At 73.6% G+C, this 19,982-nt stretch carries 24 protein-coding genes; 19 read left to right on the forward strand and 5 right to left on the reverse strand.

The window, feature by feature from the left end:
• The first annotated feature begins 1 nt into the window (after position 1).
• The 13 genes from E7Z53_RS00390 (at position 2) to E7Z53_RS00450 (ending at position 11,467) form a co-directional block, all read left to right on the forward strand.
• Positions 2 to 394: an urease subunit beta gene (locus E7Z53_RS00390; RefSeq protein ID WP_176336897.1), complete on the forward strand. Its 393-nt coding sequence runs from the start codon at positions 2 to 4 to the stop codon at positions 392 to 394.
• Positions 391 to 2,103 (forward strand): urease subunit alpha, encoded by a 1,713-nt coding sequence (gene ureC / locus E7Z53_RS00395; RefSeq protein WP_176336898.1) that lies wholly within the window; start codon positions 391 to 393, stop codon positions 2,101 to 2,103. The genes E7Z53_RS00390 and ureC overlap by 4 nt, the downstream gene beginning before the upstream one ends.
• A 66-nt stretch (positions 2,104 to 2,169) precedes the next feature.
• Positions 2,170 to 2,658 carry an urease accessory protein UreE gene (locus E7Z53_RS00400; protein WP_176336899.1) on the forward strand — a complete coding sequence of 163 codons (489 nt, stop codon included), beginning with the start codon at positions 2,170 to 2,172 and terminating at the stop codon, positions 2,656 to 2,658.
• Entirely contained in the window at positions 2,639 to 3,361 is a 723-nt protein-coding gene (locus tag E7Z53_RS00405; RefSeq protein ID WP_176336900.1) for an urease accessory protein UreF, read from the forward strand. Before E7Z53_RS00400 ends, E7Z53_RS00405 begins: the two co-directional genes overlap by 20 nt.
• Positions 3,362 to 3,418: 57 nt before the next feature.
• Positions 3,419 to 4,072: an urease accessory protein UreG gene (gene ureG, locus E7Z53_RS00410; protein ID WP_017834793.1), complete on the forward strand. Its 654-nt coding sequence runs from the start codon at positions 3,419 to 3,421 to the stop codon at positions 4,070 to 4,072.
• Positions 4,069 to 4,920: an urease accessory protein UreD gene (locus E7Z53_RS00415; RefSeq protein ID WP_369597931.1), complete on the forward strand. Its 852-nt coding sequence runs from the start codon at positions 4,069 to 4,071 to the stop codon at positions 4,918 to 4,920. The genes ureG and E7Z53_RS00415 overlap by 4 nt, the downstream gene beginning before the upstream one ends.
• 142 nt (positions 4,921 to 5,062) lie before the next feature.
• Positions 5,063 to 5,284 (forward strand): hypothetical protein, encoded by a 222-nt coding sequence (locus E7Z53_RS00420; RefSeq protein ID WP_109221332.1) that lies wholly within the window; start codon positions 5,063 to 5,065, stop codon positions 5,282 to 5,284.
• Positions 5,285 to 5,375: 91 nt separating this feature from the next.
• Positions 5,376 to 6,323, forward strand: a complete 948-nt coding sequence (locus E7Z53_RS00425) for an alpha/beta hydrolase (RefSeq protein ID WP_176336901.1) — start codon at positions 5,376 to 5,378, stop codon at positions 6,321 to 6,323.
• 136 nt (positions 6,324 to 6,459) lie between these two features.
• Positions 6,460 to 6,933 carry a hypothetical protein gene (locus E7Z53_RS00430; protein ID WP_017834789.1) on the forward strand — a complete coding sequence of 158 codons (474 nt, stop codon included), beginning with the start codon at positions 6,460 to 6,462 and terminating at the stop codon, positions 6,931 to 6,933.
• A gap of 105 nt (positions 6,934 to 7,038) precedes the next feature.
• Complete coding sequence (locus E7Z53_RS00435) at positions 7,039 to 8,454, forward strand: sensor histidine kinase (RefSeq protein WP_176336902.1); 1,416 nt, start codon at positions 7,039 to 7,041, stop codon at positions 8,452 to 8,454.
• On the forward strand, positions 8,454 to 9,158 hold the full coding sequence (locus E7Z53_RS00440) for a response regulator transcription factor (RefSeq protein WP_017834787.1): 705 nt from the start codon (positions 8,454 to 8,456) through the stop codon (positions 9,156 to 9,158). Before E7Z53_RS00435 ends, E7Z53_RS00440 begins: the two co-directional genes overlap by 1 nt.
• The gene (locus E7Z53_RS00445) at positions 9,155 to 10,057 is read left to right on the forward strand and encodes a hypothetical protein (protein WP_017834786.1); all 903 of its coding nucleotides are present in this window, start codon (positions 9,155 to 9,157) and stop codon (positions 10,055 to 10,057) included. Before E7Z53_RS00440 ends, E7Z53_RS00445 begins: the two co-directional genes overlap by 4 nt.
• A 69-nt stretch (positions 10,058 to 10,126) precedes the next feature.
• The gene (locus tag E7Z53_RS00450; protein WP_176336903.1) at positions 10,127 to 11,467 is read left to right on the forward strand and encodes an MFS transporter; all 1,341 of its coding nucleotides are present in this window, start codon (positions 10,127 to 10,129) and stop codon (positions 11,465 to 11,467) included.
• 48 nt (positions 11,468 to 11,515) lie between these two features.
• On the opposite strand, the gene E7Z53_RS00455 is transcribed toward E7Z53_RS00450, so the two are convergent.
• The gene (locus E7Z53_RS00455) at positions 11,516 to 12,547 is read right to left on the reverse strand and encodes an NAD-dependent epimerase/dehydratase family protein (RefSeq protein ID WP_176336904.1); all 1,032 of its coding nucleotides are present in this window, start codon (positions 12,545 to 12,547) and stop codon (positions 11,516 to 11,518) included.
• Positions 12,548 to 12,574: 27 nt separating this feature from the next.
• On the reverse strand, positions 12,575 to 12,838 hold the full coding sequence (locus E7Z53_RS00460) for a DUF3072 domain-containing protein (RefSeq protein WP_017834783.1): 264 nt from the start codon (positions 12,836 to 12,838) through the stop codon (positions 12,575 to 12,577).
• 170 nt (positions 12,839 to 13,008) lie between these two features.
• On the opposite strand from E7Z53_RS00460, the gene E7Z53_RS00465 reads away from it, so the two are divergent.
• Both E7Z53_RS00465 and E7Z53_RS00470 read left to right on the forward strand, forming a co-directional pair.
• A complete protein-coding gene (locus E7Z53_RS00465) occupies positions 13,009 to 13,545 on the forward strand; it encodes a hypothetical protein (RefSeq protein ID WP_176336905.1) in 537 nt (178 codons plus the stop codon).
• Positions 13,546 to 13,549: 4 nt separating this feature from the next.
• Positions 13,550 to 14,389, forward strand: coding sequence for a RibD family protein (locus E7Z53_RS00470; protein ID WP_017834781.1), 840 nt, complete (start codon positions 13,550 to 13,552; stop codon positions 14,387 to 14,389).
• 29 nt (positions 14,390 to 14,418) lie between these two features.
• Here E7Z53_RS00470 and bcp read toward each other — a convergent pair whose 3' ends face one another.
• The 3 genes from bcp to E7Z53_RS00485 all read right to left on the reverse strand — a co-directional run bounded on the left by bcp (position 14,419) and on the right by E7Z53_RS00485 (position 16,090).
• The gene (gene bcp / locus E7Z53_RS00475; protein WP_017834780.1) at positions 14,419 to 14,886 is read right to left on the reverse strand and encodes a thioredoxin-dependent thiol peroxidase; all 468 of its coding nucleotides are present in this window, start codon (positions 14,884 to 14,886) and stop codon (positions 14,419 to 14,421) included.
• Positions 14,887 to 14,958: 72 nt separating this feature from the next.
• Entirely contained in the window at positions 14,959 to 15,144 is a 186-nt protein-coding gene (locus E7Z53_RS00480; protein ID WP_095651226.1) for a hypothetical protein, read from the reverse strand.
• A gap of 163 nt (positions 15,145 to 15,307) precedes the next feature.
• A complete protein-coding gene (locus E7Z53_RS00485; RefSeq protein ID WP_176336906.1) occupies positions 15,308 to 16,090 on the reverse strand; it encodes an SDR family oxidoreductase in 783 nt (260 codons plus the stop codon).
• Positions 16,091 to 16,292: 202 nt separating this feature from the next.
• Here E7Z53_RS00485 and uraD point away from each other — a divergent pair, with 202 nt between their 5' ends.
• The 4 genes from uraD (at position 16,293) to E7Z53_RS00505 (ending at position 19,894) form a co-directional block, all read left to right on the forward strand.
• A complete protein-coding gene (gene uraD, locus E7Z53_RS00490) occupies positions 16,293 to 16,790 on the forward strand; it encodes a 2-oxo-4-hydroxy-4-carboxy-5-ureidoimidazoline decarboxylase (protein WP_017834777.1) in 498 nt (165 codons plus the stop codon).
• The gene (gene uraH, locus E7Z53_RS00495; RefSeq protein WP_017834776.1) at positions 16,787 to 17,113 is read left to right on the forward strand and encodes a hydroxyisourate hydrolase; all 327 of its coding nucleotides are present in this window, start codon (positions 16,787 to 16,789) and stop codon (positions 17,111 to 17,113) included. Before uraD ends, uraH begins: the two co-directional genes overlap by 4 nt.
• A gap of 73 nt (positions 17,114 to 17,186) precedes the next feature.
• A complete protein-coding gene (pucL, locus tag E7Z53_RS00500; protein WP_176336907.1) occupies positions 17,187 to 18,098 on the forward strand; it encodes a factor-independent urate hydroxylase in 912 nt (303 codons plus the stop codon).
• A gap of 236 nt (positions 18,099 to 18,334) precedes the next feature.
• On the forward strand, positions 18,335 to 19,894 hold the full coding sequence (locus E7Z53_RS00505) for a nucleobase:cation symporter-2 family protein (RefSeq protein WP_176336908.1): 1,560 nt from the start codon (positions 18,335 to 18,337) through the stop codon (positions 19,892 to 19,894).
• Positions 19,895 to 19,982: the final 88 nt, after the last annotated feature.

Below are 19,982 nucleotides of genomic sequence, written 5' to 3' on the forward strand. Positions count from 1 at the left end.
CGTGATCCCCGGAGAGTACGTCCTGCGGCCCGAGCCCGTCGTGATCAACGCCGGCCGGCCCACCACGGAGCTGGACGTGGTCAACCGCGGCGACCGCCCCGTGCAGGTGGGCTCGCACTTCCACTTCGCCGAGGCCAACCCCGGCCTCGAGTTCGACCGGACGGCGGCCCACGGCTTCCGCCTGGACGTCCCCGCCGGCACCGCGGTGCGCTTCGAGCCCGGCGACCGCAAGCGCGTCCGGCTCGTCGCCCTGGCGGGGCGCCGCGAGGTCCACGGCCTCGCGAACCGGGTGGACGGGCCCCTCGACGCCCCCGGCGCGGACGCCCCCGGCACCGACGGCGGCCCCCGCCCCGACGCTCCCGGCACCGACGCCTCCGGGAAGGAGCAGGCATGAGCCACGAGATGTCCCGCGCCCAGTACACGAGCCTCTACGGGCCCACCACCGGGGACCTGGTGCGCCTGGCGGACACCGAGCTGTTCCTCGAGGTGGAGCACGACCGCACCGTCCCCGGGGACGAGGTGGTCTTCGGCGGGGGCAAGGTGATCCGGGACGGCATGGGCCACAACGGGCGGCTGACCCGGGACGACGGCGTGGTGGACACCGTGGTCACCAACGCCGTGGTGCTCGACGCCTCCGGGATCTACAAGGCGGACGTCGGCATCCGGGACGGGCACATCAGCGGGATCGGCAAGGCCGGCAACCCGGACATCATGGACGGCGTCGACATCCTGATCGGCGCCTCCACCGAGGTGATCGCCGGCGAGGGCCGGATCCTCACCGCGGGCGGGATCGACTCCCACATCCACTTCATCGGCGCCGACCAGATCGGCACGGCCCTGTCCTCCGGGATCACCACGATGTTCGGCGGCGGCACGGGCCCCGCCGAGGGCTCCAACGCCACCACGATCACCCCCGGCGCGTGGCACCTCGCCCGCATGTTCCGGGCCCTCGACGGCTACCCGATGAACTTCGGGCTGCTCGGGAAGGGCCACGCGAGCGCCCCCGAGCCGCTCGCGGAGCAGATCCGCGCCGGCGCCGTGGGGCTCAAGATCCACGAGGACTGGGGCGCCACCACGGCCGCGATCGACACGGCCCTGACCGTGGCCGACGAGTTCGACGTGCAGGTGGCCATCCACACCGACACCCTCAACGAGTGCGGGTTCCTCGAGGACACGGTGGCCGCGATCGGCGGGCGGGTCATCCACACGTTCCACACCGAGGGCGCCGGCGGCGGCCACGCCCCGGACATCATCCGCATCGCGGCCCTGCCCCACGTGCTGCCGTCCTCGACCAACCCCACGCTGCCCTTCACCCGGAACACGGCGGAGGAGCACCTGGACATGCTCATGGTCTGCCACCACCTCAACCCGGACATCCCGGAGGACGTGGCGTTCGCGGACTCCCGGATCCGGCCCGAGACGATCGCCGCCGAGGACGTGTTGCACGACCTGGGAGTGTTCTCCATGACCTCCTCCGACTCCCAGGCCATGGGCCGCGTGGGCGAGGTGGTGCTGCGCACCTGGCAGCTCGCCGACCAGATGAAGCGGCGCACCGGGCCCCTGCCCGAGGAGACGGGCCGCGGGGACAACGCCCGGCTGAAGCGCTACGTGGCCAAGTACACGATCAACCCGGCGGTCGCGCACGGGATCGCCGACGTCGTGGGCTCGGTCGAGCCGGGCAAGTTCGCGGACCTCGTGCTGTGGGACCCGGTGTTCTTCGGGGTCAAACCGCACGCCGTGCTCAAGGGCGGGCAGATCGTGCACTCGCTCATGGGCGACCCCAACGCCTCGATCCCCACCCCGCAGCCGCAGCTGATGCGGGACGCGTTCGGCGCGAAGGGCACCGCCCCGCACGCCAACTCCATCACCTTCATGTCCCGCGCCGCCGTCGAGGCGGGCGTCGGCCAGCGCCTGGGCCTGCGCAAGCGGGTGCTGCCCGTGGGCGGGATCCGCGGCCTGACCAAGCGGGACATGCGGCACAACCACGCCACCCCGGAGATCGAGGTGGACCCGCAGACCTACGAGGTCCGTGTGGACGGCGAGATCGCCACGTGCGAGCCCGCCGAGGAGCTGGCCATGGCCCAGCGCTACTTCCTGTTCTGACCGGTCCGCCGCCCGGGCCCCGCACGCCCTGAGACACCACGAAGCCCCACGAGAGGACCCGCACCCGTGATCGTCGAAGCCGTCCTCGGCAACCTGGCCGAGCTCACCGAGCCGGAGCGCGCCGGCCTGCACCTGGAGCGGGTCGCGCTCTCCGGGCCCGAGCTGCGCAGGCGCGTCCAGCGGGTCGTGACCGACCACGGGACCGAGGTGGGGATCCGGCTGAGCTCGCGGCGGGAGCTCAGGGACGGCGACATCCTGCACCGGGACGGCCACAGCGCCGTCGTCGTCTCGACCCTGCCCACCGACGTCCTGGTGGTCGCGCCCGCCACGATCGAGCAGATGGGCTTCGTGGCCCACTCCCTGGGCAACCGGCACCTGCCCGCCCAGTTCCTCGGCCCCGCGGCCGGGGTCCCCGAGCTGCCCGGCCACGACGGGGTCATGGTGCTCCAGTACGACCACACGGCCGAGGCCTTCCTGCAGGGCGCCGGGGTGCGCTTCGCGCGCGTCGAGCGGCAGATGGAGGTCCCCTTCCGCCATGCCGAGCACACCCACTGAGCACTCCCCCGCGGGCGCCGCCGGATCGCTCGCCGGGACGCTCGCCGTGCTGCAGCTGGCCGACTCCGCCCTGCCCACCGGCGCGTTCGCCCACTCCCTGGGGCTCGAGACCTACGTGGACGACGGCACGGTCCACGACGAGCCGAGCTTCCTGGCCTGGGTCCGGCACTGCCTGCACCACCAGGTGGTGCCGGCGGAGGGCTGGGCGGTGCGCGCGGTCGCCACGGCGGCCGACGACGACGCCGTGTGGCGCGCCGACGACCTGCTGGCCGCCCAGGCCCTGCCCGTCCAGGTGCGGGACGCCGCGACCGCGATGGGCCGGCGGATGACCGGCATCGGCGCCGAGAACTTCCCCTCCTCCCGGCTGCTGGCCTACGCGCAGCGCCAGCGCGCCGGGACGAGCCGCGGCAGTCCCGCGGTGGCCTTCGCGCTCGTGGGCGCCGGCCTGGGCGTGACCTGGGAGCAGCTGGCCGGCGCGTACCTCTTCTCGACCGTGACCTCCCTGACCCAGAACGCCGTGCGCGGCATCCCCATCGGCCAGAACGCGGGCCAGCGCGTGCTGCGCGCCCTGCACGAGGACGTCGCCCGCGGCGTCGAGCGGATCGGGTCCATGGCCGACCACGAGGCCGGGGCGACCAGTCCCGGCCTGGAGATCGCCCAGATGCGCCACGCCTGGCAGCGGGCCCGCATGTTCATGTCCTGACCCACCACCGCACCGACCGCACCGACCGCACCGACCGCACCGACCCAGGAGCTCACCATGACCACCGTCTCCCCCGCCCCCTCCGCGCCGACCGGCCGCGGCCCCGTGCGCATCGGCGTGGGCGGGCCCGTGGGCGCCGGCAAGACCCAGCTCGTGGAGCGGGTCACCCGGGCGCTGATCCACGAGGTCTCGATGGCCGCGATCACCAACGACATCTACACGATCGAGGACGCCAGGATCCTGGCCCGCAACGGCGTGCTTCCGCTGGACCGGATCGTGGGCATCGAGACCGGCGGCTGCCCGCACACCGCGATCCGCGAGGACACCTCGATGAACGAGGCCGCGATCGAGAAGCTGTGCGCCCAGCACCCGGACCTGCAGATCGTGTTCGTCGAGTCCGGCGGGGACAACCTCTCCGCCACGTTCAGCCCGGAGCTGGTCGACTTCTCCATCTACGTCATCGACGTGGCCCAGGGCGAGAAGATCCCCCGCAAGGCCGGGCAGGGCATGATCAAGTCCGACCTGTTCGTCATCAACAAGACCGACCTCGCCCCGCACGTCGGCGCCGACCTCGACGTCATGGCCGCGGACTCCGCCGTGTTCCGCAAGGACCGGCCGTTCTGCTTCACCAACCTCCGGACCGACGAGGGCCTCGAGCGGATCCTCGCGTGGATCCGGCACGACGTGCTGATGCTGGACATGGTCCCGTGACCGCCGCCGCGCCGGCCTCCGCGCCGACGGGCCGGCTCGAGCTGGTGCTGGTGCCCCGCGGGGACCGGACCGTGGCGGCCCACCAGTTCCACGCCGGCGCCCTGCGCGTGCTGCGCCCGCACCACCTGGACGGGTCGGGGCAGCCGTGCTTCGTCGTCGTCAATCCCGGCGGCGGGTACCTCGGCGGGGACCGCTACGAGCTGGACGTCACGGTCGGGGCCGCCGGCACCGCTCTGGTCACCACCCAGTCCGCGACCAAGGTCTACCGCACCCCGGCCGCCCCCGCCCGCCAGGACGTACGTCTCGCGCTCGGTCCCGGCGCGGTCCTCGAGTACCTGCCGGACCAGCTCATCGCCTACGAGGACGCCGACTACGTGCAGTCCACGACCGTGACGATGGACCCCTCGGCCTGCCTCGTGGCGGGCGAGGTGGTCACCCCCGGGTGGGCGCCGGACGGCACCGTCTTCCGCTACCGCGGCGTGGTGCTGCGCACCGAGGTGCTGATGGGCGGGCGCACGGTGGTCCTCGACAACCTCCGCCTGCGCCCGGGCGAGGATGCCGTGGCCGGGCTCGGCTTCCTGGAGGGACGCACGCACCTCGGCTCCCTGCTGGTCGTGGACCCCCGGGCGGACCGGGAGCTGGTGGAGGAGGTCCACGGCCTGCTCGCCGCGGCCGAGGCCCGGGTGCCGGGGCTGCGGTGCGGGGTCTCCGAGCTGCCGGTGCCCGGCCTCGTGGTCCGCGCCCTGGGCCCCGGCTCCGCGGAGCTCACGGCCCTGCTCCTGGACGTCTCGGCGCTGCTGCGCGCGCGGTGGACGGGACAGCCGCGCGTGGCGCTGCGGAAGTACTGAACCCCGCCGGCCCTCCCTCCGGGCCCGGGGCGGCCCCCGGGACCGAGGAGAGGACATGGGACGTCAACCAGCCGGAAACGCCGCGGCCACATGCCGGGACGAGGATGGGGGAACCGGGCGCACGAGACGGAAGGGGCTCCCCATGACCGCGAGCAGCAGATGGATCCTGGGCCTGGCCCGGGTGCGGCCGGGTGATCGGATCGAGGCCTGGGAGCACCGGCAGCCCCGCTTCACCGGCACGGTCAGCGAGGTGGTCCCGCAGCTGGGGATCGCCTGGGTCCTCGAGGACCGCACGGGACTCCGGCGGCTGGTCTCGATCCGGGGCCACCGGCTGCGCCGGTCCGAGCTGGTGACCTCGGCCTGACCGCCCGGGACCCTGGCACCGGCGCCGGAACGCGCGCACGATGGACCCCACGGGCGGGCACCAGGACCCGCCGCGGCCGGTGGAGGACACGATGCCAGAGGCTCTCACGTTCGACTCGGGCGGCGTCCCGTGCGCCGCCGCGCTGTACCGCCCGGCGCCGGCCGGCGCCGCGGCGCCCTGCGTGGTCATGGGCCACGGCTTCACCGGCACCCAGGACCAGCTGGCCGAGCACGCCGCCGGCCTCGCGGAGCACGGCCTGGCCGTGCTGACCTTCGACTACCGGCGGTTCGGCCGCAGCGGCGGCGCACCCCGGCAGATCGTGGACGCCGCGGAGCAGCTCGAGGACTGGCGCGCGGCCGTGCGCCTGGCCCGCTCCCTGCCCGGCCTCGACCCGGCCCGCACCGCGCTGTGGGGCAGCTCGCTGTCCGGCGGGCACGTCCTGCGGCTGGCCTCCGAGGACCGGCGGGTCCGGGCCGTGGTCGCCCAGGTGCCGGAGTTCGGCAAGGGCTCCGAGAGCACGGCCGACGAGATCCGGGCCAAGAAGCAGCAGGAGCACATCCCGCTCGGGCTGCTCCTGCGGACCACCGTCCGGCTGCTGGCCGCCGCGGTCCGCGACGAGCTGCGGGGACGGCGCGGGCTCCCCCCGCGCTGCATCCCGGTGTTCGCGCTCCCCGGGGACGTGGGCGCGATCATCGACCCGGACAGCGACCGGTATCTGGAGCAGGCCGTGGAGACCGGCCCCACCTGGCGCAACGAGTTCGCGCCCCGGCTGCTCCTCCACCCTCCCGTGTACCTGCCGGGCACCGCCGAACGGGTGCGGGCGCCGCTGCTCGTGTGCGTCGCGGAGCAGGACACCGAGACGGATCCGCGGCGGGCCGCGCGGATCGCCCGGGCGGCGCCGCGGGGCGAGGTCGTGACGTACCCGGTGGGGCACTTCGCGGTCTACGAGGACCCCGTGCGCTCGCGCGTGCTCGAGGACCAGGCCCGGTTCCTGGTCCGCCACCTCCGCCCCGGGGCGGAGCCGGCCGGCGGCCGCTGACGGTTCCCTCGCCCGGAGCGGCCGAGGCTCCGTCTGCCGGGGGAGGCCCCGGGGCGGGCCGCGCCGATACCGTGCTGGGAGCGGCCCCGGCGACGGACGCGGGCCGGCCGCGCCGACCTCCCCCGGAAGGACCCAGATGATCGACGCCCTGCAGGAATTCACCTCCTCCCTGCCGCCGCTGCTCCAGTGGCTGGGGGTGGTGGTGGCAGGAGCGATCCCGTTCGTCGAGTCCTACTTCGGGTCCGTCGTCGGCGTCCTGGCCGGCCTCGACCCGGCGATCGCCGTCGGGGCCGCTGTCGTCGGCAACGTCGCCTCCATGCTGGCGCTGGTCCTGGGCGCGCACGGCCTCCGCCGCAGGTTCGCCGGCGACCCCCGGGAGCCCTCGCCCCGGCAGCAGAGACTGCGCCGGGCCTTCGACAAGTACGGTGTGGCCGGCGTGAGCCTGCTCGGCCAGACCATCCTGCCCAGCCAGATCACGGCCACCGCCATGGTCTCCTTCGGCGCGGACCGCAACGCCGTCATCCGGTGGCAGATCGTCTCCATCGTCCTGTGGGGCGTCGCCTTCGGCACCCTCGCGGCCATGGGAGTCGGCCTGCTGGACGCCGGCTGAGCCGCGCCGGCGCCCGGAGCGCCGGGCCGGGGTGCGGAAAACCGCAGGCGCACCAGGTGGAGAACGTCGCTGCGGCGACGACCCCCGCGACCGTAGCGTGAAGGCATGAGCACACCGCACGAGACCCGGCCCCTTCCACCCGTACCGTGGGGCAGCCCCGGCACCGATCCCGGCACCGGTCGTGGGACCCCGGACGACGCCCCCCGCCCCGCGGGCGGTTCCCGGCCCGCGGGCCCCGCCGCCGGGGCCCGGTCCCGGGAGTGGGGACCGTGGTCCCCCAGGACCCTGTTCTTCGGCACCACCGACCTCGTGGTGGACGCCGCGCTCGGCACGCTGTGGCTGACGGCCCTCGTCTCCCTGGTCTCCGCCGGCTTTGCCTCGCTCGCCGCCCTGGTGGGCGTGGTCCTGCTCGTGGCCGCGATCTACGCGGTCCGCGGGATCGAGTGGGTCGAGCGCCGCCGCACGCAGGCGGCGTTCGGGCTGCACCTGCCCGCCCCGCGCCGGCGCCGCTCGCCCCGCGCCGACGGTTGGCGGATCGTCCACCAGTGGTGGCTGGACGTCTCCGACGCCGCGTTCTGGACGGGACTGCTGCACCTGCTCCTCACCACGGTCCTGGGCTGGGTCGCCGTGGCGGCCCTGGCCGGCACCGGCGCCGCCGTCGCCCTGGCCTTCGCGCCGCTCTACGCGGCGCCGAACAACCCGCTCTGGCCCTCCGAGGTGGTCGGGACCTGGCCGGACTGGGCCGTGGTCCTGACCGGGATCACCCTGGCCCTCCTCGGGCTGCTCGTCGTGGTCCTCGCCGTGGCCGCGCACCGGGGCCTGTCCCGGCTGCTGCTCCGGGTGGACGAGGCGGCGGAGCTGCGCCGCCGGGCCGCCGAGGCCGCGGCCGCCCGCGAGACCGCCGTCCGCGGCGCCCGCACCGAGCGCTCCCGGATCGAACGCGACCTGCACGACGGCGTGCAGCCCCAGCTCGTGTCCGTGGCCATGAACCTGTCGATGGCCCAGCGCCGGATCGACCACGACCCCGCCGGGGCCAAGGACCTCATCGGGGAGGCGCATGCCATTACCAAGGCCGCGATCGCCGAGCTGCGCCGCCTGGCCCGGGGCTTCCACCCGGCGGTCCTGGAGGACCGGGGCCTCGATGCCGCCCTCTCCGCCGTGGCCGCCCAGTCCCCCGTCCCGGTCGCCGTGGACGTGCGGGTGCCGCGGCTGGCGCCGGAGACCGAGGCCGCCGTGTACTTCGCGGTCTCCGAGGGCATCGCCAACATCGTCAAGCACGCCCAGGCCGGCGCCGCGTCGGTGCGGGTGGGCCTCGAGACCGATCCCGCGGGAGGCACCCGCGTGGTCGCCCGGATCGCCGATGACGGCCGCGGCGGCGCCGTGGTGGTCCCCGGCGGCGGCCTGTCCGGGATCGCCGACCGGATCCGCTCCGCGGGCGGGCACTTCTTCCTCGACTCCCCCGCGGGCGGGCCGACCGAGCTGACCGTCGAGCTGCCGGTCGACCGGGGGGCGGGATCCTGATGCGCATCGTCATCGCCGAGGACGCCGTCCTCCTGCGCGCGGGCCTCGTCCGCCTGCTCACCGAGGCCGGCCACGAGGTGGTCGCCGACGTCGACACCGCGGAGGACCTGCTCCGGGCCGTCGAGGAGCACGAGCCGGACTTCGCCCTCGTGGACGTGCGGCTGCCGCCGACGTTCACGGACGAGGGCATCCGCGCCGCCGTCCTCGTCCGCTCCCAGCACCCGCGGATCGCGGTGCTCGTGCTCTCGCAGTACGTCGAGGAGCGCTACGCCTCGGAGCTCATCGCGTCCCGCCGGGACGGGCTGGGGTACCTGCTCAAGGACCGGGTCGCGGACGTCGACCAGTTCCTCGAGTCCGTGGAGACCGTGGGCGCGGGCGGCACCGTCCTGGACCCGGAGGTCGTCTCCCAGCTGCTCGTGCGCTCGCGGCACCGCCAGGACCTGGAGCTCCTCTCCCCGCGGGAGCACGAGGTGCTCGGGCTCATGGCCCAGGGGCTCTCCAACGCCTCGGTCGCCGCGAACCTCTTCCTCACCGAGTCCTCGGTGGAGAAGCACATCCGCTCCGTGTTCACCAAGCTGGGCCTCGCCCACGAGGACGGCGGCAACCGCCGCGTCCGTGCGGTCCTGCGCTACCTCGGCTACCCGGACCCCGGGCCCGGCCACACCCCGTCCGCAAACCCGTCCCACCAGGAGCACCGGCCATGAGCACCCACCCCGAGCACCCCGCCGCCCACGACTCCTCCCACGACGTCGTCAGCGACAACGAGCGCACGGCCTGGCTCGTCCCCACCGCCGTGCTCGGCGGCATCGGCGCCCTCCTCCTGCTGGGCGCCGGCGGCGCCACCGCCGCCGCGTCCCTGTCCGTCCAGGAGCACCGGGTGGACACCACCGTGACCGAGTCCGTGGACACGGTCGTGGTCGACGGCCGGTCGGCGGTCGTCGAGGTCGTGACGGCCGACGTGCCCGATCTGCGGGTGGAGTCCGTGTACGCCGGGTTCCGGCTCGAGAGCGCCCCCGAGCCCCGGGTCGAGGACGGCCGGCTGAGCATCGACGCCCTCCCGTCCCGCTCCTGGCCGGGCGCCGGCAGCGGGATGCACGTGCGGATCACCGTCCCGGCCGCGGACGAGCCCGTGGACCTGCGGCTCTCCGGGGACGCCGGCGCCCTGAGCGTCGAGGGCGACTTCGGCGACGTCCGGCTCGACACGGAGGCCGGCGTGATCGAGGCGAGCGGCAGCGCCCGCACCCTGTGGGCGTCCTCGGAGGTCGGCGCGGTGGACCTCGACGGGATCCGGGTGCGCGAGGACCTGGACGTGCACACCGAGGTCGGGGCCACCGAGGTCCGGCTCGTGGGCGAGGCCCCGCGGCGCGTGGCCGTCACCACCCGGGCGGGGGCCGTCGAGGCCGCGGTCCCGGACGCCGACTGGTGGACCCCCGCGGTGGCCGGCGCGGACGACCGCGACCCCGAGGACCTCACGGCGGCCACGGTCTGCGCCGCCGTCCCCGACGACCGCCCCTGCCTGTACGTGGCCTCGGCCGTGGGCGCGGCGGAGATCACCTACGGCGGCCGGTCCGCCGCCCCTGGCAGCGGGGCGTCCGGGCGGTAGACTGGACCCTGTTGTCCGGGTCGGGCGCACCGGGAGGGGGGACGGTGCGCACATCCTCCGAGGACCCCTGTGAACCCCCTGACCACCCCTTCCACGGCCGAGCGCGCGGCCCGCGTGCCCGCCGCCCCGGCCCCCGCCGCGGAGCACCCCGCGGCCGCCCCGCACGACACCGGCCGCCGGACGACGCCCTCGTCCGGCGGCCGGTACGCCCGGCTCGTGCAGCTCGCCGGGCGCGACTTCCTGCCGATCGCCTTCGCGGCCCGCCTGCCCCTGGCCATGCTCACCGTCGGGGCGCTCACCCTCGCCACCGCCGTCAGCGGCTCCTACGTCGTCGGAGGGCTGGCCGCCGGCGCCGTCGGGGTCGGTTCGGCGCTGGGCGGGCCCCTGATGGGCCACCTCGCCGACCGCCTGGGCCAGCAGGCCGTGCTGCTGGTCTCCGCCCTCGCCCACGCCGTGGCCATCGCGCTGCTGCTGGTCACCGCCTACGCCCCCGCGGGCCCGGACGCGCCGGCCGTGCCGCTGCTCGTCGGCGCGTCCCTGCTCGTGGGCGCCACCTGCCCCCAGGTCGGCCCGCTGGCCCGGGTGCGGTGGCGCGGCCTGGTCGGCGGGAACCGGCGCGAGCTGGACACCGCCCTGTCCTACGAGTCCACCGCCGACGAGCTGACCTTCGTGCTCGGCCCGGCCCTGGTCGGTGTCCTGGCCTCCCTGGTCGCCCCCTGGTCCCCCTTCGTCCTCGCGGCCGTCCTGACCCTCACCATGGTCACGACCTTCGCCGTGCACCCCACGCGCCTGGCGGTCCCGGCCGTCTCGCGCGAGGACCGGCGCCGTGCGGCGGCCCGTCCCGTTCCCGTCCGGGAGCGGGTCCTCGTGCTGCTCCCCGTCCTGGGGATGGTGGCCATGGGCGCGTTCTTCGGCGCCGTGCAGAACGGTCTCAACGCCTTCGGCGGCGAGTTCGGGATCCAGAGCGCGACCGGTCTGCTCTACGCCGTGCTCGGCATCAGCTCGGCGGCCGCGGCCTTGTCGGTGGCGTGGTGGCCGCAGCGCTTCCGGCCCGCCTCCCGCTGGCTGGTCAGCTCCGGCGCCATGGCCGCCCTGAGCCTGCTGTTCCTGCTGCCGACCGGGATCGGGTCGATGCTCGTGGTGCTGCTGCTCGCCGGTCTGCCGCTGGGGCCCGCCATGGTCACGATCTACACCATCGGCGGGGACGTCGCCCGGCCGGAGCGGCTGGGCACGGTCATGACGATGCTCGCGAGCGGCGTGGTCCTCGGCTCCGCCGTGGGCGCGGCGTCGGCCGGGCTCCTGGCCGAGACCGCCGGGCACCGGGGCGCGTTCGCCGCCGCGGTCGGCGCGGCCTGCGCCATGGTGCTGATCAGCGCGGTGCTGGCCGTGCTCCGGCGCCGGGACCGCTGACCGGCGGGACGTCCGGGTCCACGGACCCGTCCGGCGGGACCGGCGCGGTCAGACCAGCGGCGACCGTGGCCGGTGCTCCTTGTTGCCCAGGCCCTCCCGGCCGTCCAGGTTGTCGACGAGCTCCCGCAGCGCCTCGAGCGAGCTCACGCTCTCCGACCAGCCGGTGACCTCGCGGATCCGCGTGGTGTCCATGATCGGCACGGCGCCGGCCAGGTCGATCCATCCGGGGTCGGTGGGCTGCAGCCGCAGCCGGTAGGTGATCGCCACGAGCGCGCGCACCAGGGCCGGCGGCACGGGCAGCACGCGCCGGGCGCCGAGCACCTTCGCCACGCCGTCGGCGCCGAGCACCGGCTCGGCGGCGACGTTGAACGCCCCGCCGGCCCGGTGCTGGACGACCCGCCAGAACGCGTCCGCGACGTCGTCGGTGTGCAGCGTCTGGAAGCGGAACTTCTCGGGGAACGGCAGCACGGGCAGGCGCAGCCGGGCGATGAGCTTCCTGGGCACGAGGGCGCCGAAGAAGTAGTCCCCGATCTCGGGGGCGGCGTCCGCCTGGAACAGGAAGCCGGGCCGCAGCCGGGTCACCACGATCCCGGGGTGGGCCTCCTCGAACCGGTTGAGCAGCGCCTCCGTCTCGGCCTTCTGCACGTTGTAGTGCGAGGTCTCGACCCCGCCGACCGGCCAGGACTCGTCCACGGCCCGGTCCTTGGGGCCGGGGCTGTAGGCGCCGAGCGAGGAGGGGTAGACGATCTGGGGCACGCCGGCGAGCACCACGGCGTCGAGCACGTGGACGAGGCCGTCCACGTTCGTCTCGTGCATCAGCGCGAAGTCCCGGTTCGGGCGGATGAGCCACACGAGGTGGATCACGGCGTCCGCGCCGGCCATGATCTCCGCCAGCGCCGCGGTGGACTCCTTCGCGGCGACGTCGACGGTGTGCCACTCCACGCCGTCGTAGGGCTCCCCGCCCCGCTCGGGCCCCTCGCGGGAGACCCCGACGATGCGGGTGACCTCCGGCGCGGCGTGCAGCCGGCGGAGCACCGCGGTGCCCACGTTGCCCGTGGCTCCCAGGACGACGATCTTCACGGTGCTCCCCCTCCGCCGGTGCAGGACCTACTGGTCCTGGACCCTGCCGCTCTCGCCCTGCAGGCGGTCGATGTGCTTGGACGCCTCGGCCTTGGTGAGGTCCGCCGGCAGCTCCTCGCCGGCCTCGCGGGCCAGGGTGTCGAGGTAGCTGCGCTGCGCGCTGGTCATCGGCTCCTCGCCGGTGGCCCACTCGTCCGGGTCGCGGTCGAGCCCGCTGCCCGGTTCGGGGCTGGAGGCGCCGATGGTCTGCTGCTCGTCGGGGTCCGGGGATCCGCTCGCGTTCTCAGTCATGCGCCCCATGATAGTCACATCCCTTATGGTTTCCGCCCGGCCCGGCGGCCCCGCACCCCGTCCCGCCGCACCCCTCCTGCCGCGAGGGGGACGGAGTCAGTAGGCTGGTGGCCCCGGGGAGATCCGTGCTGGGCCCCGGCGACGCCCTTCCCACGAGCGAGGAGTAGCAGATGAGCGAGCAGCCGCCCACCGGCCCGAACGGCGCCGCGGGCGCCGGAGTCCGGTCCGACAAGCTCGAGGCCTACATGCTCGGGCACTACATGGGGGCCCTCTCCGGGGTGCGGCTCTTCGACGAGGCGGCCACCACGTGGGCCGGCACCCCCTACGAGGGCCGGTTCGCGGCGTTCGTCGACGAGATCGAGGACGACATCGGCCGCCTCGAGGCGATGATCGACCGTCTGGGCTCCGGCCGGCGCACGGTGGCCAAGGGGCTCGGAACCGTCACCGGCATTGCCTCCCGGCTCAATCCGCTGAGCCGGATCCGGGAGCGGACCGGCATCGCCGCCCACGGTGAGCTCGAGATGCTGCAGTCCCTGGTGGTCGCCAAGCGCAGCATGTGGGTCACGCTCCTGGAGCTCGCCCCCGCCGAGCCGCGCCTCGACGCCGAGGAGCTGAGGACCCTCGAGGCCGGGGCCGCCGACCAGTACGACCGCCTGCGGGCCATCGCCGCGGAGACGGCACGGGACCGGTTCCTCGCCCGGGACTGACCCCGTGACCGAAGCCGTGACCGACAGCTCCGCGCCCCGCGGCACCGGGGCCGCCCCACCGCCCGCGGACGACGACGCCTCCGGCCCGGCCGCCCCGGACGCCTCCCCCGCCGCCGCCTGGGAGGCGCTGCTCGCCGGCCGGACCGGCCCCGTTCCGCCGCCGGGGGCGGAGCTCGTCGAACGCTACGGACCGCTCGTGGCGCACCGGGGCCCCCTCGTCCTCGCCCAGCTGGGACAGAGCCTGGACGGGTTCATCGCCTCGCGCACCGGGCACGCCGAGTTCGTGACCGGCCCGGAGGACCGGGAGCACCTGCACCGGTTGCGCGCACTTGTGGAGGCCGTGGTCGTGGGCGTCGGCACCGTGGTCGCCGACGACTGCCGGCTGACCGTCCGCGCCGTGCCCGGCCCCCATCCCACCCGGGTGGTCCTGGACCCCTCGGCGCGCGCCCCTCTGACCTCGGCCGTGCTCACGGACGGAGCCGCGCCCACGCTGTGGGTCGTGGGCGAGGACGCGGACGCGCCCACGGCGCCGGCGCCGCACGTCGCGGTGCTGCGGGTGCCCGTGGGCGAGCACGGGCTGGCACCCCGGGCCGTGCTCGAGGCGCTGGCCCGGCGGGGCCTGCGGCGGGTGCTCGTGGAGGGCGGCGGGCGCACCGTCTCGGGGTTCCTCGCGGCCGGGACGCTGCACCGTCTCTACCTCACCACCGCGCCCATGCTCATCGGGGACGGGGTGCCCGGCATCCGGTTCCCCGGCGCGGACCACCTCTCCGGGGCGCTGCGCGCCCCGGTGCGCCGCTTCGTGCTCGGCGACGACCTCTGCACCGAGCTGACCTTCCGGGCCTGAGCCCATCCGGGTCCGACGACCGGTGCGGCTCAGGCGCCCAGCCGCTCCCGCAGGCTCTTGACGTGGCCCTCGGCCTGGACGTTGTACTCCGCGGAGCTCACGGTGCCGTCCTGCTCGATGACGAAGGTCGAGCGGAGCGGGCCGGTCCGGGTCTCCCCGTTGACCGTCTTCTCCCCCCAGGCACCCCATGCCCGGGCGGCCTGACCGTCGGGGTCGGAGAGCAGCCGGTAGGGAAGGTGGTACTCCTCGGCGAATCGGGACAGGGTCTCGGGGTCGTCCCCGGAGACCCCGAGCACGGTGTAGCCCAGGTGCTGGAGCGAGGCGAGGCTGTCCCGGAAGTCGCACGCCTCGGAGGTGCAGCCGGGGGTGAAGGCCTTGGGATAGAAGTAGACGATCACCTTGTGGTCGCGCAGCTCGGAGAGCCGGACCTGCTGTCCTTCGTGGTCGGTCAGTGCGAGGTCGGGGGCCTGCCGGCCGGTCCGGATCTGCTGGGTCATGGGTTCTCCTCGAGGGGTGGATCGGTGGAGCGAGCCGGCGCGCTGGTCTGCACCGGCTCCTGGAGGACGTGGTTACGGGAGGCGTCGAGCGGCCGCGCGGCCCACCATCGCGCCCACGCAGGCCGAGGACACCGCGAGCGCCCACAGCGGTGCGGTCCGCCGGTGCCGGTGCAGCGGGCGGCTGAGGTCCGGGTCGCAGTCGATGGCGGTGTAGTCGAAGAAGATCGCGGGTGCGGGCGACGGCGCGGTGTGGTTCACGGGTTCCTCCAGGATTCGTACTATGGAATCAAGTTTCCACAATATGAAATTAGTACCTCCTGGGGCGCTCGTCAAGAGGGGTCGCGAGAACGGGTGCCCCCGGAGACAGTGTCGCGGAGACAGCGTCGCGGAGGTCCCCGGCGCGGAGTGCGGCACCGATCCGTCAGCCGCGGCCGGCGAACGGCATCCCCGAGGCGGTCAGCACGAGCGAGTTCACCGTGGCGGAGGCGGGCAGCTCGGCCATCATCAGCACCGCCCGCCCCACCTCCTCGACGGGGAAGCTCGGTTCCGGTCGCAGCGTGCCGTCGGCCTGCAGGGCGCCGCCGTCCGTGCCCAGGCCCGCCAGCAGCTCCGTGGCCGCGTTGCCGATGTCGATCTGCCCGCAGGTGATGCCGTAGGGGCGCCCGTCCAGGTCCAGGGACCGGGTGAGGCCGGTGACGGCGTGCTTGCTCGCGGTGTAGGCCGCGGACAGGGGCCGGGGCGCGTGCGCGGAGATCGAGCCGTTGTTGATGATCCGCCCACCCCGGGGCTGCTGCCGCTTCATGATCCGGACGGCCTGTGCCGAGCACAGGAACGTCCCGGTCAGGTTGACCTGCAGGGTGCGCTGCCACTCGTCGGGATCGATCTCGTCCGCCCCACCGCGGGGCCCGAACGTGCCCGCGTTGTTGAACAGGACGTCGATCCGCCCGGTCAGCTCCTCGATCCCCCGGAAGGCCGAGGCCACGCTCTCGGCGTCGGCCACATCCACCGGGACGATCCGGGCACCGGGTGCGGCCTCGGCGGTCTCCACCAGGGCGGCACGCCGCCGGCCGGCCAGCACCACCACCCACCCGGCCGCCAGGAAGGCGCGCGCCACCGCGCGGCCGATCCCCGAACCGGCTCCCGTCACCACGAGCACCTTGTCCTCCGCACCCGAACCGCCGTGCCGATCCCCTGCTCCATCCATGACGTTCCTTCCGCACTCCCTCGGCATGGCCGCAATCCTCCTGCCCCGCGGTGAAACCGAAGTTTCACTCCCGGCATCTCTCTGCAAAAAATCAGTAACACAAGGATGCGACCATTGACTTCCAGCTTGTGAGCCAGTTCACTATACGTAGTGAAAGTTTTCTTCCACATTACGGAATACAGAGAGGTGACAGGCACACTCCATGAAGCTCACCGCGTTCAACTCCCTCAACAGGACCCAAGCGGCCGAGGTCGTCCGTCCGGCGCTCGACATCCCGCGCTGGGTGGAGGCCGTGGTCGACGCCCGGCCCTACGCCCACCATGATGCCCTGCTCAGCACGGCCCGGACGGCCGCGAAACCGTTCGGCGCCGAGGAGATCGAGAGAGCCCTGTCCCACCACCCTCGCATCGGCGAGCGGGCCGAGGGCGACCACGCGGAGGCCGGGCTGTCGCGAGCGGAGCAGTCCGCGGTCGACCCCACGGACACCGACGTCCAGCAGCGCCTGCGCGAGGGCAACCTCGCCTACGAGGAGCGGTTCGGCCAGGTGTTCCTCATCCGCGCCGCCGGGCGCACACCCGAGGAGATCCTCGACCAGCTCTCCACCCGCATGGACAACGACCCCGGGACGGAGCAGGCCGTGGTCGCCGACCAGCTGCGCCAGATCGCCCTCCTCCGACTCGAAGGACTCGTCACCCCATGAGCTACGTCACCGCCCACGTCCTCGACTCCGTCACCGGCACCCCCGCCCAGGGGATCGCCGTGGCCCTCGAGGCCGCCGACGGCACCTCCATCGCGACCGCCGAGACCAACGCCGACGGACGCGTGCCCGAACTGGGCCCAGAGACCCTGGAATCCGGCGACTACCGGATCACCTTCGCCACGGGACAGTACTTCGCCGGCCGGAACCAGCCGACGTTCTACCCGTTCGTGACGGTGAACTTCACGGTGCAGGCCGAGGAGAGGCACTACCACGTGCCGCTCCTGCTGAGCCCGTTCGCCTTTTCCACCTACCGGGGCAGTTGACCCAGGAGTCGACGGGTCAACCCGTCTTCGACCGCCCCGATCAGCAGAAACCTCGAGTGCAAGGAGAAACGTCATGACCGACGTCATCACCGAGAAGACCACGGACACCGTCGTCCTGGGCAAGAACCAGTACGGCAAGGCCGAGAACCACGTGGTGCGCATCAACCGCGACACCGACCGCCACGAGATCCGCGACCTCGTGGTCACCTCGCAGCTGCGCGGCGACCTGGAGGAGGTGCACACCCTCGGCGACAACGCCCACTGCGTGCCCACGGACACGCAGAAGCAGACCGTGTTCGCCTTCGCCCAGCAGTACGGGATCGAGTCCCCCGAGCAGTTCCTGCTCAAGCTCGCCGACCACTTCACCGGCGAGTTCGAGTGGATCACCGGTGGTCGCTGGGCGGCCCAGGAGTACGCGTGGAACCGCATCAACGACCACGACCACTGCTTCGTGCAGCACAAGGACGAGGTGCGCACCGCGGTGGTCGTCGCCGACGGCGAGGAGCGCACGGTGATCGCCGGGTTCAAGGACCTCACGGTCCTGAAGTCCACGCAGTCCGGCTTCACGGGCTACCCGAAGGACAAGTACACGGTCCTGCCCGAGACCGAGGACCGGATCATGTCCACGGACGTGGCCACCCGGTGGCGCTACAACACCACCGACGTGGACTACGACGCCGTCTACGAGAACGTCAAGAAGATCATCCTGACCAAGTTCACCGACCACTACTCCAAGGCCCTGCAGGAGACCCTCTACCTGATGGGCAAGGCCGTCATCGAGGCCCACCCGGAGATCGACGAGATCAAGTTCTCGTGCCCGAACAAGCACCACTTCGTGTACGACCTCGGCTTCTGCGGCCTCGAGAACGACAAGGAGACCCACTGGGCGGCCGACCGCCCCTACGGACTCATCGAGGCCACGATCCAGCGCAAGGGAGCCGCGGAGAACGAGTCCGCCTGGATGGGCATCGCAGGCTTCTGCTGAGCACCGCACTCCCCGGTGCCGCCCACGGCGGCACCGGCCGGGGTCCGTCGTCGTCCGTGCGCGACGACGGCGGACCCCCGCACCCTCCTGCGGGCGGCGCCCACGCTGCCGGCTCACCCGGCGCCCCGCGGCGCCCACCGCGCATCGCGCACCTCTCCACCTCCTCGCTCCGCCCCGGTCCCGCCCCTTCGCCGGCACCGGGTCTCTCCCGTCACCAGGATCCTTAGGAGAACACCATGGCCAGGTCACGCACCGCCGAGCCGCCCACCACCACCCGCGCCCGCCCCGAGGACGAGTACCTCGGCGCGGGCGCCAGCCTCGGCTACGGGCTGCAGCACGTGCTCACCATGTACGGCGGCATCATCGCCCCGCCGCTCATCATCGGCGGGGTCGCCGGCATGACCCCGCAGGAGCAGGGTCTGCTCATCGCGGCCTCGCTGTTCGTGGGCGGACTCGCCACGGTCCTGCAGTCCTGGGGCCTCAAGTTCTTCGGCTCGCAGCTGCCGCTCGTGCAGGGCACCTCCTTCGCCGGCGTAGCCACCATGACCGCGATCGTCCAGAGCGGCGGCGGCATCCAGGCCGTCTTCGGCGCCGTCATCGTCGCCTCGGTCGTCGGCTTCCTCATCACACCGTTCTTCGTGAGCATCATCCGCTTCTTCCCGCCGGTCGTCACCGGCGTGGTGATCACGTCCATCGGCCTCACGCTGTTCCCGGTGGCGGCCCGGTGGGCCATGGGCGGCAACGCGCAGTCCCCCGAGTACGGCTCGGTCGGCAACATCGCCCTGGCCGGCCTGACCCTGCTGATCATCATGCTGCTCTCCAAGCTGGGCAGCGCCGCCATCTCCCGGCTCTCCATCCTCATCGGTTTGGTGCTCGGCACGGCCGCGGCCGCGGCGCTGGGCATGGCGGACTTCAGCCAGGTGCTCAGCGGCGACATCTTCGCCGTCCCGCAGCCGCTGGCCTTCGGTCCCCCCGTGTTCGAGGTGGCGGCCATCCTCTCGATGTTCATCGTCATCCTCGTGACCCTCACCGAGACCACCGCCGACATCATCGCGGTCGGCGAGATCGTCGACACGAAGGTCGACAAGAAGCGCATCGCCGACGGCCTGCGCGCGGACATGGCCTCCTCCGCCCTGGCCCCCCTCTTCAACGGCTTCACCCAGAGCGCCTTCGCCCAGAACGTGGGGCTCGTGGCCATCACCGGCGTCAAGAGCCGCTTCGTGGTCACGGCCGGCGGCCTCATCCTCGTGACCCTCGGCCTGCTGCCCGTGCTCGGGCGGGTCGTCGCGGCGGTCCCGCCGCCCGTGCTCGGCGGGGCCGGCATCGTGCTCTTCGGCAGCGTGGCCGCCTCCGGCATCCGCACCCTGGCGAAGGTGGACTTCGGCAACGGCGCCAACCTGATCATCGTGGCCACCTCCATCGGGTTCGGCATGCTGCCCATCGCCGTGCCCGAGATCTACGCGAACTTCCCGGCCTGGTTCGAGACGATCTTCCACTCCGGCATCAGCTCGGCGGCCGTGATGGCGATCCTGCTCAACATCCTGTTCAACGAGTTCCGCGCCGGCAATCCGCCGAGGGGCACCGGCTCCGTCTTCGCCAACGCCCCGGTGCGCGCGGTGCGCTACGAGAGCATCGAGCATCTGCAGGACCACCTCCAGGAGGGCGACACGGTCAGGAACGGCAAGCTCGTGGACTGCGACGGCAACGAGGTGCCCGTCATCACCGCTGCCGGCGAGATCATCGACACCAGGGTCTGCAAGCCCCAGGACGGCTCGAGCGGCTCGTCCGCGCACTGACCCGCCGGCGAACCTCCACCGGTCTTCTGCGGCGCCGGGGATCCCGGCGCCGCAGGAGGCCGGTCGGACGCGCCTCTCCTCCACCCCT

The sequence above is a fragment of the Kocuria salina genome (genome assembly GCF_013368965.1).
GTDB classification, from domain to species: Bacteria; Actinomycetota; Actinomycetes; order Actinomycetales; family Micrococcaceae; genus Kocuria; species Kocuria rosea.

Coding starts and splice junctions, on each gene's coding strand:
- ureC (WP_176336898.1), top strand. CDS start 391: ATGAGCCACGAGATGTCCCGCGCCCAGTACACGAGCCTCTACGGGCCC.
- E7Z53_RS00405 (WP_176336900.1), top strand. CDS start 2,639: ATGCCGAGCACACCCACTGAGCACTCCCCCGCGGGCGCCGCCGGATCG.
- ureG (WP_017834793.1), top strand. CDS start 3,419: ATGACCACCGTCTCCCCCGCCCCCTCCGCGCCGACCGGCCGCGGCCCC.
- E7Z53_RS00420 (WP_109221332.1), top strand. CDS start 5,063: ATGACCGCGAGCAGCAGATGGATCCTGGGCCTGGCCCGGGTGCGGCCG.
- E7Z53_RS00425 (WP_176336901.1), top strand. CDS start 5,376: ATGCCAGAGGCTCTCACGTTCGACTCGGGCGGCGTCCCGTGCGCCGCC.
- E7Z53_RS00430 (WP_017834789.1), top strand. CDS start 6,460: ATGATCGACGCCCTGCAGGAATTCACCTCCTCCCTGCCGCCGCTGCTC.
- E7Z53_RS00435 (WP_176336902.1), top strand. CDS start 7,039: ATGAGCACACCGCACGAGACCCGGCCCCTTCCACCCGTACCGTGGGGC.
- E7Z53_RS00440 (WP_017834787.1), top strand. CDS start 8,454: ATGCGCATCGTCATCGCCGAGGACGCCGTCCTCCTGCGCGCGGGCCTC.
- E7Z53_RS00445 (WP_017834786.1), top strand. CDS start 9,155: ATGAGCACCCACCCCGAGCACCCCGCCGCCCACGACTCCTCCCACGAC.
- E7Z53_RS00460 (WP_017834783.1), bottom strand. CDS start 12,838: ATGACTGAGAACGCGAGCGGATCCCCGGACCCCGACGAGCAGCAGACC.
- E7Z53_RS00465 (WP_176336905.1), top strand. CDS start 13,009: ATGAGCGAGCAGCCGCCCACCGGCCCGAACGGCGCCGCGGGCGCCGGA.
- bcp (WP_017834780.1), bottom strand. CDS start 14,886: ATGACCCAGCAGATCCGGACCGGCCGGCAGGCCCCCGACCTCGCACTG.
- E7Z53_RS00485 (WP_176336906.1), bottom strand. CDS start 16,090: ATGGATGGAGCAGGGGATCGGCACGGCGGTTCGGGTGCGGAGGACAAG.
- uraD (WP_017834777.1), top strand. CDS start 16,293: ATGAAGCTCACCGCGTTCAACTCCCTCAACAGGACCCAAGCGGCCGAG.
- uraH (WP_017834776.1), top strand. CDS start 16,787: ATGAGCTACGTCACCGCCCACGTCCTCGACTCCGTCACCGGCACCCCC.
- pucL (WP_176336907.1), top strand. CDS start 17,187: ATGACCGACGTCATCACCGAGAAGACCACGGACACCGTCGTCCTGGGC.
- E7Z53_RS00505 (WP_176336908.1), top strand. CDS start 18,335: ATGGCCAGGTCACGCACCGCCGAGCCGCCCACCACCACCCGCGCCCGC.